General features: G+C 70.4%; 17 protein-coding genes. 11 read left to right on the top strand and 6 right to left on the bottom strand.

All coding sequences use genetic code 11. The annotated features are described in order from the left end of the window. The first annotated feature begins 17 nt into the window (after positions 1 to 17). The 9 genes from nosZ to Sp245p_RS22840 all read left to right on the top strand — a co-directional run bounded on the left by nosZ (position 18) and on the right by Sp245p_RS22840 (position 8,757). On the top strand, positions 18 to 1,961 hold the full coding sequence (nosZ, locus tag Sp245p_RS22795; RefSeq protein ID WP_014199282.1) for a TAT-dependent nitrous-oxide reductase: 1,944 nt from the start codon (positions 18 to 20) through the stop codon (positions 1,959 to 1,961). A 123-nt stretch (positions 1,962 to 2,084) separates the two neighbouring features. After that, complete coding sequence (locus Sp245p_RS22805) at positions 2,085 to 3,452, top strand: nitrous oxide reductase family maturation protein NosD (RefSeq protein WP_014199281.1); 1,368 nt, start codon at positions 2,085 to 2,087, stop codon at positions 3,450 to 3,452. After that, the gene (locus Sp245p_RS22810) at positions 3,449 to 4,318 is read left to right on the top strand and encodes an ABC transporter ATP-binding protein (RefSeq protein ID WP_014199280.1); all 870 of its coding nucleotides are present in this window, start codon (positions 3,449 to 3,451) and stop codon (positions 4,316 to 4,318) included. The genes Sp245p_RS22805 and Sp245p_RS22810 overlap by 4 nt, the downstream gene beginning before the upstream one ends. Next, positions 4,315 to 5,145, top strand: a complete 831-nt coding sequence (locus Sp245p_RS22815) for an ABC transporter permease (protein WP_040137444.1) — start codon at positions 4,315 to 4,317, stop codon at positions 5,143 to 5,145. Before Sp245p_RS22810 ends, Sp245p_RS22815 begins: the two co-directional genes overlap by 4 nt. Next, positions 5,145 to 5,744 (top strand): nitrous oxide reductase accessory protein NosL, encoded by a 600-nt coding sequence (locus tag Sp245p_RS22820; RefSeq protein WP_041813869.1) that lies wholly within the window; start codon positions 5,145 to 5,147, stop codon positions 5,742 to 5,744. Before Sp245p_RS22815 ends, Sp245p_RS22820 begins: the two co-directional genes overlap by 1 nt. Next, a complete protein-coding gene (locus Sp245p_RS22825; protein ID WP_109138921.1) occupies positions 5,741 to 6,727 on the top strand; it encodes an FAD:protein FMN transferase in 987 nt (328 codons plus the stop codon). The genes Sp245p_RS22820 and Sp245p_RS22825 overlap by 4 nt, the downstream gene beginning before the upstream one ends. Before the next feature lie 27 nt (positions 6,728 to 6,754). Continuing rightward, the gene (locus Sp245p_RS22830) at positions 6,755 to 6,943 is read left to right on the top strand and encodes a twin-arginine translocase TatA/TatE family subunit (protein WP_014199277.1); all 189 of its coding nucleotides are present in this window, start codon (positions 6,755 to 6,757) and stop codon (positions 6,941 to 6,943) included. 22 nt (positions 6,944 to 6,965) lie between these two features. After that, positions 6,966 to 7,682 carry a cyclic nucleotide-binding domain-containing protein gene (locus tag Sp245p_RS22835; protein ID WP_014199276.1) on the top strand — a complete coding sequence of 239 codons (717 nt, stop codon included), beginning with the start codon at positions 6,966 to 6,968 and terminating at the stop codon, positions 7,680 to 7,682. Between the two features lie 28 nt (positions 7,683 to 7,710). After that, positions 7,711 to 8,757, top strand: coding sequence for an NnrS family protein (locus Sp245p_RS22840; protein ID WP_014199275.1), 1,047 nt, complete (start codon positions 7,711 to 7,713; stop codon positions 8,755 to 8,757). A gap of 172 nt (positions 8,758 to 8,929) precedes the next feature. Here the strand turns inward: Sp245p_RS22840 and Sp245p_RS22845 are convergent, their stop codons facing one another. From Sp245p_RS22845 to Sp245p_RS22865, 5 genes are all read right to left on the bottom strand, one after another. Next, positions 8,930 to 9,298 carry a c-type cytochrome gene (locus tag Sp245p_RS22845; RefSeq protein ID WP_014199274.1) on the bottom strand — a complete coding sequence of 123 codons (369 nt, stop codon included), beginning with the start codon at positions 9,296 to 9,298 and terminating at the stop codon, positions 8,930 to 8,932. A 103-nt stretch (positions 9,299 to 9,401) separates the two neighbouring features. Further along, a complete protein-coding gene (ubiV, locus tag Sp245p_RS22850) occupies positions 9,402 to 10,310 on the bottom strand; it encodes a ubiquinone anaerobic biosynthesis protein UbiV (protein ID WP_014199273.1) in 909 nt (302 codons plus the stop codon). Between the two features lie 12 nt (positions 10,311 to 10,322). After that, positions 10,323 to 11,321 (bottom strand): ubiquinone anaerobic biosynthesis protein UbiU, encoded by a 999-nt coding sequence (gene ubiU / locus Sp245p_RS22855; protein ID WP_014199272.1) that lies wholly within the window; start codon positions 11,319 to 11,321, stop codon positions 10,323 to 10,325. A gap of 4 nt (positions 11,322 to 11,325) precedes the next feature. Then, positions 11,326 to 11,973, bottom strand: coding sequence for a ubiquinone anaerobic biosynthesis accessory factor UbiT (gene ubiT, locus Sp245p_RS22860; protein WP_014199271.1), 648 nt, complete (start codon positions 11,971 to 11,973; stop codon positions 11,326 to 11,328). 131 nt (positions 11,974 to 12,104) lie between these two features. After that, on the bottom strand, positions 12,105 to 12,617 hold the full coding sequence (locus tag Sp245p_RS22865) for a DUF2249 domain-containing protein (RefSeq protein ID WP_014199270.1): 513 nt from the start codon (positions 12,615 to 12,617) through the stop codon (positions 12,105 to 12,107). Positions 12,618 to 12,836: 219 nt separating this feature from the next. Here Sp245p_RS22865 and Sp245p_RS22870 point away from each other — a divergent pair, with 219 nt between their 5' ends. Together Sp245p_RS22870 and Sp245p_RS22875 are read left to right on the top strand one after the other, a co-directional pair. Beyond that, a complete protein-coding gene (locus Sp245p_RS22870) occupies positions 12,837 to 13,577 on the top strand; it encodes a Crp/Fnr family transcriptional regulator (RefSeq protein WP_014199269.1) in 741 nt (246 codons plus the stop codon). Positions 13,578 to 13,648: 71 nt separating this feature from the next. After that, on the top strand, positions 13,649 to 13,885 hold the full coding sequence (locus tag Sp245p_RS22875; RefSeq protein ID WP_014199268.1) for a DUF1858 domain-containing protein: 237 nt from the start codon (positions 13,649 to 13,651) through the stop codon (positions 13,883 to 13,885). Between the two features lie 53 nt (positions 13,886 to 13,938). Here the strand turns inward: Sp245p_RS22875 and Sp245p_RS22880 are convergent, their stop codons facing one another. After that, complete coding sequence (locus Sp245p_RS22880) at positions 13,939 to 14,394, bottom strand: hemerythrin domain-containing protein (RefSeq protein ID WP_014199267.1); 456 nt, start codon at positions 14,392 to 14,394, stop codon at positions 13,939 to 13,941. Between the last annotated feature and the right edge of the window lie 70 nt (positions 14,395 to 14,464).

Genomic DNA, 14,464 nt, shown 5'->3' on the forward strand with positions numbered 1-14,464 from the left:
ATCGAAGGAGCTGACTCATGTCGGAAACAAAGGCGTCGAACATCAAGGTTGAGCGGACGGGCGTGAACCGCCGCGATCTTCTCGGGGGCACCGCCAAGGCGGCGGCGCTGGCCGGGATCGCCGGCGCGGTGGCCGGCGGCACGGCGGGCGGTGCGCTGTTCGGCGCCGGGCCGGCCGCGGCCGCGGGGTCGGGCAACCAGAAGTACGAGGTCAAGCCGGGCGATCTCGACGAATACTACGTCTTCCATTCCGGCGGACAGTCGGGCGAGCTGCGCATCCTCGGCCTGCCCAGCATGCGCGAGCTGCATCGCATCCCGGTGTTCAACCGCTGCAGCGCCTCGGGCTGGGGCCTGACCAACGAGAGCCGCAAGATCCTGACCGAGGGTCTGACCGAGGAGAACCGGACGTATCTGGCCAACCACGGCGGCACCTGGCTGAACGGTGACCTGCACCACCCGCACATGTCCTTCACCGATGGCACCTACGACGGGCGCTACATCTTCGTGAACGACAAGGCGAACACCCGCGTCGCCCGCATCCGCTGCGACATCATGAAGGTCGACAAGATCATCGACATTCCGAACGTCTCGGCGATCCACGGCCTGCGCCTGCAGAAGTACCCGCGCACCGGCTACGTCTTCGCGAACGCCGAGCAGCTCGTGCCGATGCCGAACGACGGCAAGAACCTCGACCCGAAGAACTACCGGACGCACTTCTCCGCCATCGACGGCGACAGCATGAAAGTGTCGTGGCAGGTCCGGGTGGACGGCAACCTCGACAACACCGAGGCGGACTATCAGGGCAAGTACGCCTTCTCGACCTGCTACAACTCCGAAGGCGGCGTGACCACCGCGGAGATGACGGCGAACGAGCAGGACTGGATCGTCATCTTCAACATCAAGCGCATCGAAGAGGCGGTGAAGGCCGGCAAGGTCGAGGTGATGCACGGCGTCCCGGTCGTGGACGGCCGCCACGGCTCGCCCTTCACCCGCTACGTCCCGATCCCCAACAGCCCGCATGGCGTCAACGCGGCGCCGGACGGCATCCACGTCACCATCAACGGCAAGCTGTCGCCGACGGTGTCGGTGATGGACGTCCGCCTGCTCGACGACCTGTTCGAGGACAAGATCAAGCCGCGGGACGTCATCGTGGCAGAGCCGCAGCTGGGCCTCGGGCCTCTGCACACCGCCTATGACGGGCGCGGCAACGGCTACACCACGCTGTTCCTCGACAGCCAGATCGTGAAGTGGAACATCGACAAGGCCAAGCGCGCCTACAAGGGCGAGAAGGTCGATCCGATCATCCAGAAGCTGGACGTGCACTACCAGCCGGGCCACACCCATTCCTCGATGGGCCAGACCAAGGACGCCGATGGCAAGTGGCTGATGGTGCTGAACAAGTTCTCCAAGGACCGCTTCCTTAACGTCGGTCCGAGCAAGCCGGAGAACGACCAGCTCATCGACATCTCGGGCGACGAGATGAAGCTGGTGCACGACGGCCCGACCTACGCCGAGCCGCACGACACGCTGATCGTCCACCGTTCCAAGCTGAACCCGAAGAGCGTCTTCACCCGCGACGACCCGATGTGGGAGGAGGCCCGCCAGCAGGCCAAGAAGGACGGCGTCAACCTGGACGACGACGCCAAGGTGATCCGCGAGGGCAACAAGGTCCGCGTCTACATGTGGCAGCGCGCTCCGGCCTACGGGCTTGAGGAGTTCACGGTGAAGCAGGGAGACGAGGTGACGCTCTACATCTCCAACATGGACGATGTGGACGATCTGACCCACGGCTTCACCCTGTCGAACCACGGCATCGCCATGGAGATCGGGCCGCAGCAGACCAGCTCGGTCACCTTCATCGCCGAGCGTCCGGGCGTGCATTGGTACTATTGCCAGTGGTTCTGCCACGCCCTGCACATGGAGATGGGCGGCCGCATGATCGTCGAGCCGCGCGCCACCTGAGGCGCCGTTTGCCCCCACCCTAACCCTCCCCCGCTTCGCAGGGGAGGGGACTCCCTCCCTCCCCCGCCCAGCGGGGGAGGGCCGGGGTGGGGGCAACACGCCGCACACAATCAAGGCAAGCCAATGCCCCATCACTCCCCACTCCCCCTCTTCGCCGCGGCGCTGGTCTTCGCCGCCGGGACGGCCTGCGCCGCCACGGTGACGGTGGCGCCGGGGGGGCTGGACGGCGCGCTCGCCGCGGCAGCGCCCGGCGACACGCTCGTCCTCGCCCCCGGCACGCACCCCGGCCCCGTCGTGGTCCGCAAGCCGGTGACGCTGCTCGGCGAGCCGGGCGCCGTCATCGACGGGGGAGGGGCGGGGAACGCCGTGACGGTCTTCGCCCCCGACGTGACCGTGCGCAACGTCGAGGTCCGCAATTCCGGCATCAGCCTGTCCGAGCAGAACACCGGAATCTTCCTCGGCAAGGAGGCGCACCGCGGTGTGATCGAAGGCAACCGGCTGCGCGACAACCTGATCGGGATCTATGTCTGGGGCGCCCACGATGTGCTGGTCCAGCGCAACGATGTCATCGGGCGCACCGATCTGCGCCTGTCCGAACGCGGCAACGGCATCCAGCTGTGGAACGCGCCGGGCACGCAGGTGGTGGACAACAATGTCCAGGACGGGCGCGACGGCATCTTCACCACGACGTCGAAGAAGAACCTGTTTGCCCGCAACCGGTTCGAGCGGGTGCGCTTCGCTGTCCATTACATGTACACGAACGATTCTGAGGTGTCGGACAACGTCTCGGTCGGCAACCATGTCGGCTACGCGATCATGTATTCCAACAACCTCGTGATCCGGAACAACCGCTCGCAGGGCGACCGGGAGCATGGGCTGCTGCTGAACTACGCCAACAGCGCGCTCATCGAGGGCAACGTGATCGACGGCCATCTGTCGCCCGAACAGGCGGCGCCGGTGGAGGTGGTGGCCGACAAGGACATGCCGGTGGCGACCGACGGCCCGGTGGAGGGCCAGCGCACCGGCACCTGGAAATGCGTCTTCATCTACAACGCCAACAAGAACCGCTTCACCGGCAACCGGTTCGAGGGCTGCGAGATCGGCGTGCACTTCACCGCCGGGTCGGAGCGCAACACCCTGACCGGCAACGCCTTCATCGGCAACCGCACCCAGGTCAAGTATGTCGGGACGCGCCATCTTGACTGGTCGGAGAAGGGGCGCGGCAACTACTGGTCCGACAACGCCGCCTTTGACCTGAACGGCGACGGCGTCGCCGACGAGGCCTACCGTCCCAACGACGTCGTCGACCGCGTGATGTGGGCCTATCCGGCGGCGAAGCTGCTGATGAACAGCCCCGGCGTGCAGGTGATCCGCTGGGCGCAGAAGCAGTTCCCGGCGCTGCACCCCGGCGGCGTGATCGACAGCGCTCCCCTGATGAGCCCACCGCCGTCTCCGGCGCTGCCCCAAACGGCGGAAAGGAACGCCCAATGACCGACACACCGACCATCCGTGTGGAGGGAGTCTCCAAGCGCTATGGCGACGCCTTTGCCGTGCGCGAGGTGGATCTCGACCTCGCCGCCGGTGAATGCGTGGCCATGGTCGGCCACAACGGCGCCGGCAAGAGCTCGCTGATCAAGCTGATGCTCGGGCTGACCACGCCGACCGCGGGCAGTATCCGCGTGCTGGGCGGCGACCCGGCGAGCGCGGCCGCCTCGCACATCCGCCGGCAGGTCGGCTTCCTGCCCGAAAGCGTCGCCTTCCATCCCAGCATGACGGGGCGGGAGACTCTGGACTTCTACGCCCGGCTGAAGCGGGTGCCGCGCGACGGCAACGACGCGCTGTTCGACCGGGTGGGGCTGGAGCCTGCCGCGGTGAAGCGCCGCGTCGGCACCTATTCGAAGGGCATGCGGCAGCGGCTGGCGCTGGCCCAGGCGCTGCTCGGCGGGCCGAAGGTGCTGTTCCTCGACGAGCCGACGACCGGCCTCGACCCGGCGCTGCGCCAGAGCTTCTACGAGATCGTGCGGAGCTTGCGCGACGCCGGCACCACCGTCCTGCTGTGCAGCCACGCCCTGACCGAGCTGGAGGGGCAGGCCGACCGCGTCGTGGTGATGAACCGCGGCCGCAAGGTCGCCGACGGCTCGCTCGCCACGCTGCGCGGGCTGGCCCAACTGCCGGTGCGCATCCGCCTGACCCTGCCGTCCGGGGAGGTCGTGGAGACGGCCTGCGCCAACGACGACAAGGTGGCGACGCTCCGCCAGATCGCCTGCGAAGGCCCGGAGCTCGCCGACATCGAGGTCGTCCAGCCGAGCCTGGACGAGATGTACGCCCACTTCCTGCGCCGGGAGGCTGCGGAATGAACACGCTTCTGACGATCGCCGCCAAGGAGGTGCGCGACGGCTTGCGCAACCGCTGGGTCGTCGCCACCACGCTGCTGATGGCGGCGCTGGCCCTGACGCTGAGCTTCCTGGGGGCCGCCCCGACCGGGACGGTCGGCGTCGGCCGGGTGGAGGTGACCATCGTCAGCCTGTCCAGCCTGACCATCTTCCTTCTGCCGCTGATCGCGCTGCTGCTGTCCTTCGACGCGGTGGTGGGCGAGATCGACCGCGGCACCATGACGCTGCTGCTGTCCTACCCGGTGGCGCGCTGGCAGGTGCTGATCGGCAAGTTCCTCGGCCATGCCGCGATCATCGCCTTCGCCACCGTACTGGGCTACGGCGCCGCCGGGGTGGCGCTGGCGATGAGCGGGACCGAGATCGGGCCGGAGAGCTGGCGCGCCTTCGCCGCCATGATCGGATCGAGCGTCCTGCTGGGCGCCGCCTTCACGGCCATGGGCTACCTCGCCTCCACGCTGGTCCGCGACCGCGGCACGGCGGCGGGCATCGCCGTGGCGATCTGGCTGGTGCTGGTCCTGCTCTACGACATGGCGCTGCTGGGGCTGCTGGTGGCCGACGGCGGCAAGACGGTGAACGCCGGCCTGCTGAACGGTCTGCTGCTCGCCAACCCGGCGGACGCCTTCCGCCTCTTCAACCTGACCGGCTTCAAGAGCGTCAGCCAGTTCGCCGGCACCGCCGGGCTGGCCGCGCAGGTGCAGGTGTCGGCCTCCGTCCTGCTGGCCGTGCTGGCCGGCTGGGTCGCCGCACCGCTGGCGCTGGCCGCCGTCCTCTTTTCCAGAAGGCAGATCTGATGAACACCTCCCTGAGAGCCACGCTGCTGGCCGCCTGCCTGCTGCTGCCGCTGTCCGCCTGCCAGCAGCAGAAGGCGGAGACCGCCCCGCCGCCACCCGTCGCCATCACCGCCGACGCGATCGGCCACTATTGCGGCATGAACCTTGCCGACCATCCCGGCCCGAAGGGGCAGATCCTGGTCGGCGGGCGCGACCGTCCGGTCTGGCTGTCCTCCGTCCGCGACACCTTCGCCTTCACCATGCTGCCGGAGGAGGAGAAGGACGTCCGCGCCATCTACGTGACCGACGTCGGCCAAGCCCCTGACCCGCGCAAGCCCGACCTGACCGTCTGGATCGAGGCGCGCAAGGCTTGGTACGTGGTGGGCAGCCGCCAGCGCGGCGGCATGGGCGAGGCCGAGCCCTTCCCCTTCGGCGACGAGGCCGCCGCCCGCCGCTTCGCCGCCGATAACGGCGGCGCAATCAAGCGCTTCGCCGAGGTGACCGAGGACGAGATCCTCCACCCCACGCTTCCCTCGGAACAGACCGCAGCGGACGAGCCGGCGGAGCAGGGCGGCAATCATGGTGGCGGCCACGGCGCCGGGCATGGAGGCACGCCATGACCACCCGCCGCCGCTTTCTCGGCATCGCCGCGGCTGCCGCCGGGCTGGCGCTGCTGCCGGGCGGCAGCCGGGCGGCGGGCGTGCCGGTGCGGACGTGGCGCGGCGTCGCGCTGGGGGCGGATTCCGTTCTCCAGCTGGCGCACCCGGATCCCGCCGAGGCCGACCGGCTGATCGCCCTGTGCCTGGAGGAGGTCGCGCGGCTGGAGCGGGTCTTCAGCCTCTACCGGACGGATTCGGCGCTGGCCCGCCTGAACCGCGACGGCGTTCTCGACGCGCCGCCGGCCGATCTGGTCCGGCTGCTGTCCGAGGCCGCAGCCGTCAGCCGCCGCACCGACGGCGCCTTCGACCCGACGGTGCAGCCGCTGTGGCAGCTCTACGCCGGCCATTTCGCCCGCCCCGGCGCCGATCCCGCCGGCCCGCCGGAGGCCGTTCTCCGCGCGGCCAGGGAACTGGTGGACTATCGCAAGCTTCGTGTCGAACCGGGCCGCGTCGCCTTCGCCGGGCGCGGCATGGCGGTGACGCTGAACGGCATCGCCCAGGGCTACGTCACCGACCGCGTGTCCGAACGGCTGCGGGCGGAGGGCATGACCGACGTGCTGGTCGATCTGGGCGAAATCCGCGCGCTCGGCCACCATCCCTCGGGCCGCCCCTGGTCGGTCGGCCTCGCCGATCCGCTCGTGGACGGTCGCAACGCCGGCACGCTGGAGATTGCGGACCGGGCGGTGGCGACGTCGGGCGGCTACGGCACGCCCTTCGATCCCGCCGGGCGCTTCACCCACCTGTTCGACCCGGCGACGGGCGGCTGCGCGCGGGAGTGGCTGGCGGTCACCGTGCTCGCCCCCGACGCCACCACCGCCGACGCCCTGTCCACCGCCCTGTCGGTCGCGCCGGAAGCGCGGGCGGCCGTCCTGCTCGACCGTTTCCCGGGCACCGCCGCCCGCCTCACCCGCCGCGACGGCAGCGTCCTCGCGCTGCGCGCCTGACCGCCCCTCACCCAGGAGACCATCGTCATGGGAAGTTTCAGCCTGATGCATTGGGCCATCGTCCTGCTGCTCGTCCTGCTGCTGTTCGGGGCGGGCAAGCTGCCCAAGGTCATGGGCGACCTCGCCAAGGGCGTGAAGTCCTTCAAGGCCGGCCTGAAGGATGATGACGCACCGGTTTTGGTTGAGGCGCCGCGCAAGCCCGCCTCCGACGCCTGACCGCGACACCAGAGCCTGGACGATGAGACAGGGCGCCCTGACGCTGATGCGCGACCTCCCGCTGTTCGAGGGAGTCGCCGACGAGACCCTGGAAGCGCTGACCTACGGGGCGCTTCTCCAGTGGTTCCCGCGCGAGACACGGCTGTTCGCGGAGGGCGAGATCCCCGACTTCCTGCACATCCTCGTCGAGGGCACGGCGATGCTGGCCGGCTGCGACGAGGCGGGGCAGGAGACGGTGATCGACATCGTGCGCCCCGGCGATTGCTTCGTGCCGGCGGCGGTGCTGGCCGACGCGCCGTACCTGATGTCGGCGCGGACGCTGGAATCGTCGCGGATTCTGATGCTGGCCGCTCCCGTCCTGCGCGCGCAGGTCGCCCGCGACCACGCGCTGGCGCTGCGGGTGATGAGCACGCTGGTCGGGCAGTGCCGCGGGCTGGTGCGCGAGGTCAAGAATCTGAAGCTGCGCACGACGACCCAGCGGCTCGCCGCCTTCATCCTGTCGCAGGTCGATCCGTCGCCTCGGGACGAGACGGAGGACGGCGCGACGGTCGAGTTGCCGGTCAGCAAGCGCGTGCTGGCCAGCCGTCTCGGCATGACGCCGGAACAGCTGTCCCGCACCTTCACCAAGCTGAGCCCCCACCAACTCCACGTCACGGGCAACACCGTCCGGGTGCGGTCGGTCGAGCAGCTTCGGCGGCACTGCAACGTCGGCCATCCCAACGGTCATCACACCTCATGATCCAGCCCAGGCGGAGCGGGGCCTGACGGTGCCGTTCCGTCCCTTCTTCCTGCTGACGGCGTTGGACGCGCTGCTGGCGGTGGGGCTGTGGGTGCCGGCACTGCTGGGGTGGGACGTGTCCGGCGTGATCGCCGATCTTCCGGGGTGGCACGGGCGGGCGCTGCTGTTCGGCACGCTGCCGGCGATGATGGCGGGATTCCTGCGCACCGCCCTGCCACGCTGGACCGGGCGGCCGCTGGTCGGCGCGCGCCTCTGGCCGCTCCTCGTGCCGCTCTGGCTGGCGGGACGGGTGCTGTCGCCCTGGGTGGTTCCCGCGCACGCGCCGTTCCTCGCCGCGCTGGCCCTGCTCGTGACCGCACAGGTCGTCGCCGCGCGGGACCGGCGCAACGCCGTCGTCGCGGCCCTGGTCGGCGCGCTGGCCGGGGCGGCGCTGTGCGACGCCGTCCCCTCCGCCTTGGCGCTGTCGCTCGGGCTGGTCATGGTGCTGGGCGGGCGCATCGCGCCGAGCCTGACCGCCACTCATCTCGGTCTGTCCGCCAAGTCGGAGTTGTTCACCGAGCGCCCTTGGTTCGAACGCGCCGCCGCATTGATCGCGGCCTGCGCGCTGGTCGGCTGGCTGGCCGAGCCGGATTCTGGAGCGACCGCCGCAGCAAGCCTTCTTGCCACGATGATGCAGACGGCGCGTTTGCTGCAATGGCGCGGCTGGCGGACGCTCGACCGGCCATCGGTCCTCACCGTGCACGCCGCCTACGCCTGCATCCCGCTGGGTTTCACCGCCGTGGCGGCGTCGCCCGGCATGGCGGTCCATCTCTGGACGGTCGGGGCGCTCGGGCTGATGGGCTTCGCGGTGATGTCGAGCATGATCCGCAAGCACGCCGGAAACGCCTTCGGGCGGTCGGCGGTGGTGACGGGCTGCTACGCGCTGATCGGCTTCGCCGTTGTCCTGCGGGCGGCTGCCGCGGTGGTGGGGGAGGGCCGCTCCCTGTGGCTGTTGGCCGCGGCCGGCGCCTGGGGCGTGGCAGTGGCCCTGTTCCTGGCCGCCTTCGGCCGCCTTCTCGTCCGCGGCCGTTCTTGAAAGGAAAAAAGCCCACCGGCGAAGAACCGATGGGCTTGGAGGGGGCAGAAAAACGGGAGGGTACTCGTCCAGCGGGGACGCAACCGATCAACGATTGTGTGGTTATCCTAGCGGCTGGTCGCCCTCCCATCCTTGACGGCGGTCAAGCCGCCAAGGAAAACGGACGATTTCGTCAGCTGTTCTTTTTCAGATAGGCGATCAAGTCCTTGCGGGCCTGCTCGTTCTTCACGCCGGCGAAGGCCATCTTGTTGCCGGGGACGGCGCTCTTCGGGTCCGCCAGATAGGCGTCGAGCGTCGCCTCGTCCCAGGCCCCGGCGTTCTTCATGGCATCGGAATACTTGTAGGTTTCGACGGCACCGGCCTTGCGGCCGACGACGCCATGCAGGTTGGGGCCGACGCGGTTCGGGCCGCCGGCTTCGATGGTGTGGCAGGCCTTGCACTGGTTGAACACCTTCGCACCGGCATCGGCGTCCTGCGCGGCGGCGAGGCCGGGGGACGACGCGACCAGCCCGAAGGCGAGCAGGGCAAACATGCGCTTCATAGGGGTTTCCTCTTTAAGCGGACTCAAAAGTTTCAACGGACTCAAAGGTCTGCCGGGCCGCGCAAGAAAGCGGCGGTCCGGCGGACGTCGGATGGCGGGCGCGTCAGGCGGCCGGGGCGTCGGCGTAGGCCGCACCCGCCATGTTGTGGAAGAAGCCGTTCTCCAGCGGGACGGTGGTCATGCCGCGCAGCTCCGCCATCACCTCCTGTCCGCTGCGCTCGCCGTCCAGAACGGAGCGGAAGGCCGTGGCGACGGCGACCATGTCGAGGTCCTGCGGCGACAGGCGGAAGCGCTGGATGCCCATCGCCCGCAGGCGGTCGATCTCCGCCGCCAGCGCCAGATAGCCGTGCGACATCGTCTGCGTGCCGTTGACCGACAGGAAGGGCTGGCCGTCGACGGTGCTCACCGGCATGCCGTCCGGATCGTTGGCGCAGACGAACTGGCAGCCATCCTTGTGCAGCGCGTGCGCCCGCGCGTGGTAGCAGCGGGCGGAGATGGCGAGCGGCGCCCTCCCGAACACCTGCACCTCCATGGACAGGCCGAGCGCCGCCCCCGTCTTCGCCATCACGGCGACCGAGGCGGCAGGAAGCTCCGCCGGCAGCGACACCGCGACGGCGCCGCGCCCGGCCAGCCAGGACAGGGTCGCCTCGTTGTAGCTGTTGATGAAGGGGCCGACGGCGTGACGGCGTCCCTCCAGCAGGGCCAGCGCGCCCATGTCGTTGGCCTCCACCGGCAGGAGGTCGCTCTCCACGAGGTCGCGCATCGCCGCGCGCTCGCGGTCGCTGCCCACCAGGATCGGGCTGGCGAGCCAGACCTCCTTCCCGGCGGCGGCCAGACGGGCGATCACCTCGTCCATGACCGGGGCGAGGAAGGGGGCGCGCTTGGAGCAGACGATCTCGCCGACGACGACGGCGTCGACCGGCGCCTCGTCGGCGATGCGGGCGTAGAAATCGCGCCAGCGCTCCGCCGGCCAGTTGAACAGGACGGGGCCAAGGGTCAGGGTGGGTTTCATGAACGCAACTCCTCAGCGCCACGCGCGGGTGTAGGCGCCGGTGGTCTGGGCCCCGCCCTCGACCATGGCCTCCAGGTCGAGCGCCGGCACGGGCAGCCCGCGCTCGAACGCGTCCAGCGCCCGGCGGTAGGCGCCGACCACGGCGGCGATGTAGGCCTTGCCGCGCTGGCGGCCTTCGATCTTCAGGGCGCACACCTTGGCGGCCTTCAGCTCCGGCAGCAGGGCCAGCGCGTTGAGGCTGGTCGGCTCCTCGAACAGGTAGGCCGGGTCGCGGGAGGTGCCGCCGCCGGGCACGAAGCGGCCCTTGCACAGAGTCGGGTAGCCCGCCGGCTCCCCGGCGCCGAAGACGTTGATGGTGAAGCCGCCGAGGCGGGAGGCCAGTGCCTCGCCGCGCGGCTCGTAACGCACATGGCTGGCCGGGGAGCAGACGCCCTGCTTGTTGGGCGAGAGCCCGGTCGCGTAGGAGGACAGGGAGCAGCGCCCCTCCGCCATCGGGCAGAGGCCGCCGAAGACGAAGACCTCGGTCTCCACATCGACCTCGGCGTTCAGCCGGGCGATCTCCGGCACCGTCAGCACGCGGGGCAGCACGACCCGCCGCACGCCGAAGGCCTCGCGGTAGAGCCGGATCGCCTCGGCATTGGCGGCGGACGCTTGGACGGACAGGTGAAGCCGCAGGTCGGGGTGGTGCTTCGCCGCATAGGCGAGCAAACCGAGGTCGGCGAGGATGACCGCGTCCGCCTTCAGCTGCGCGGCGTCGTCCACCGCGCGCTGCCAGGGGGCGAGGTTGCCGGCCTGGGGGTAGGTGTTGATGGCGACGAAGACCTGGACCGACCGCGCGTGAGCGTAGGCGATGGCCTCGGCCAGCTCCGGCCGTGAGAAGTTCAGGCCGGGGAAGTTGCGCGCGTTGGTCTCGTCGCGGAAGCCCAGATAGACGGCGTCGGCGCCTGCGTCCACGGCGGCGCGCAGCGCGGCGGGGTTGCCCGCCGGGCAGATCAGTTCGAAGGACCCCATGCCGTCACGCTCCCTGCCGCGGGCCGATGAGCCGCCGCTCCAGAACGGCCATGCCCCAGCGCACCGGCGGCGGGGCGAAACGGCGCGCCGTGGCGAGCAGGTCGAGCGCCCGCCCGGCGTTGCGCCGCGCCACGGGCAGGGCGTGCCGCAGCGGACCGGCCGCGGCGGCGACGTCGCCGAACAGGTCCATCTCCTCGCCGTCCAGCGTGTTGCGGAGCGCCAGGATCAGGGCGGTGTCGCCCTCGATGGAGAGTTCGCGGCGGAAGAACAGCGCGTCGCCGTCGATGCGCCCTTCCAGCAGGTCGAGAAGCCGCGCGCAGGGGCCGCGCACCGTGGCCTCCGCCTCGGCGGTGCGGTCGCAGACCCGCAGGGCGAGGCCGGGGCCGACGCGGAGCAGCAAGGCGGCGGGCGCGTCCACCGGGTCGATGAGCAGGCGGGCGTCGGGCAACTCGCCGAGGGCGGTGAAGGCGCGCGGATGGCGCGCCTCCAGAATCCGCAGCAGCCGGTCGAACAGCAGGCCGCCGGCCCGGTCGCCGAGCCGCCGCGCGAACCCCAGCCCGGCCCGCGTCAATTGGACTTCGACGTCGCGGGCACGGGGGTCCGGGGCCGTCTCATTGGCCTGATCCTGAACCATGAATCCGGGATCGCGCATACGCCTGTCTCCTTCCCTTCGGAATGGTCGTGTGGCGGGCGGAGCCCGCCGGGCTTCGGCAATACAGCCCGGTGGTCATACCATCCTTGATGACGGTCAAGCCCAAGGTCCCGAAACGCCGCCTGGGGCGATCAGCCGCACATGCCCCCGCAGCAGGAGCCGGAGCGCCGGGCGACCAGACGCTCGTAGGACAGGTGCAGCTGCCCGGCCGGCGGGATGACCCCCTGCATCAGGTCGAGCACCTGCTCCGCGGTCGTGCCGAGCGGGCAGTCGGTGATCTCGCAGACCAGCCCGCCGTCCGCCACGCCGAGCGGCGTCTCGGCGGCGACCGCGCTCGCCTGCCCGCCGCGCCCGATGCGCACCCGCAGGGAGGTTGCCGGCGCGGTCCCGGACTCGGGCCGCCCGATGCGAACCCGCCAGCGCTCCGGCCCGCGCTCCAGATAGGTCCAGCTCACCGCATCGCCGAACAGCGCCTGGATTTGGAGGGAGAGCGGGCGCGGGTCATGGTCGTTGATCAGCACGAAGCCGCGGCCCGGCGCCAGATCCTGCGTGGCCTGGAGGATCAGCGGGTGGCGCTGGTGGGGCGGAATGGACTGGACGTCGATGACCGGCTCGGCCGCGGTGGACTGTTCGGCGATTTGCATGGGGGAGGTCCGGAGGGTTGCGATGTGGTGGCAAGCCTAAAGGACTGGTCCTATCGGCTCTTTGTTCCAGGACAAATTGCGACCTTGGTTCCGTCTTTGAGTCTCAAGCGGAGCGCAGGCGGGTTGCGGCGCGGCGCGCGGGCGGTCATCTTGGAAGGCAACTTTTCCGTGACAGCTGCCCGCAGGGGTGGGCGGGCACGGCCTTTTGAGGATGGTCCGATGACGCCGCTTGCCCCCGATCCCGCCAGTCTGCATGGCCTGCGGCTGTTTTCCGGTCTGGACGCGGCGGCTTTGGCCGAGATCGTCCGGTCCGCCCACACCCGGCGGATCGAGAAGGGAACCACCATCTTTTCCCAGGGCGACCGGGCGGCCCTCTGCCACGCGCTGATCGACGGGCGGGTCAAGATCGTCCAGACCGGGGCCGACGGGCAGCAGCTGGTGGTCCGCTACATCGGCGCGGGGGAGATGTTCGGCACGGCGGCGGTCTTCTCGGGCGGCATCTACCCCGCCGACGCTCTCGCCATGGTCGATTGCGTCGGCGTCCATTGGACCGCCGCCACGATGGGCGAGCTGATGGAGCGCTACCCCCGCATCGCGCTGAACGCCCTGGACATCGTCGGCCGCCGCCTGCAGGAGGTGCAGACCCGCCTGCGCGAGCTGTCCACCGAGCGGGTCGAGCGGCGCGTCGCCCACGCGCTCCTGCGTCTGGTGCGTCAGGCGGGCCGCCGGGTCGGGAACGGCGTCGAGATCGACTTTCCGCTGTCCCGCCAGGACATCGCGGAGATGACCGGGACCACGCTGCACACGGTGAGCCGCATCCTCAGCGGCTGGGAGGGGCAGGGGATCGTCGAGGGCGGGCGCCAGCAGGTGACGATCCGCCAGCCGCACGCCCTGGTCGCCATCGCCGAGGATCTGCCCAAGCCGGAAAAGCCGGAAGTGGCCTCGAAACCAGAGAAGTAGGCGGGGTCGAACCTCCGTTCCGTTTGCGCGGGCGCAAAGAAACGCGCGCGCCGGTGCGCTAGGGTGCCGGGATGATCGCCCCGCCATCACACTGCGCCACCGCGGCCTTGCCCTCGTCCTCCGACCTTGTCGAGGATGTGCTGGAGCGCTGGCCGTCGACCATTCCCGTGTTCCTCAAGCACCGGATGGCCTGTCCGGGCTGCCCCATGGCGCGTTTCCAGACGATCGCCGAGGTGGCGGACGACTATGGCCTGGACACCGACGCTCTGCTCGACGAGTTCGCCCGGGCCATCGCGGCGGAGGGGTGAGGCCCTCGCCGCCGGCCCGCCATGGGGGGCGCGGCGGTTCGGGGGAGGCGCCCTCAGCGGTTCGCCGTCTTATCGGCGAGGGCGGCGCGGTCGATGACGTCGTACAGCTCCAGATCCTCGCGGGCGATGCGGTGCTTGAGCGCGGTCACCACCTCCCGCGTTTCGCGGACGAAGGTTTCCGGGTCCTTGGAGACCGCCAACGGGCCGGGCCAGCTGGACCGGTAGCGGTCGAAGCGGGCCCGCAGGCTGCCCATTTCGGCCTGGAAGCGCGCCGCCGTTGCCCGCAGCGCCGGGGTCGGGTGCGCCAGCAGGCGCGGGTAGAGCGCGCTGTCCTCCAGCGACAGGTGGACGGTGAACACGCCGAACAGGTCGCGGACCGCCGTGGCGAGAGCGGCGGCGTTTGCCACCGGGGACGGCGCCGCCAGCAGGGAGTCGATCCGGTCGACGAGCTGCCCGACGGTGGCGTGGTGATGGCGGTACAGGGTGGTGCTGATGGCTGCACTGGACATGACGGGGTCTCCAACCGGGGCCGCCAGCGAATGGGCGGTGCGTGACGGTGAGAGTGCCGGCGGAAGGGTC

It is taken from the genome of Azospirillum baldaniorum, from assembly GCF_003119195.2.
Taxonomy (GTDB): domain Bacteria; phylum Pseudomonadota; class Alphaproteobacteria; order Azospirillales; family Azospirillaceae; genus Azospirillum; species Azospirillum baldaniorum.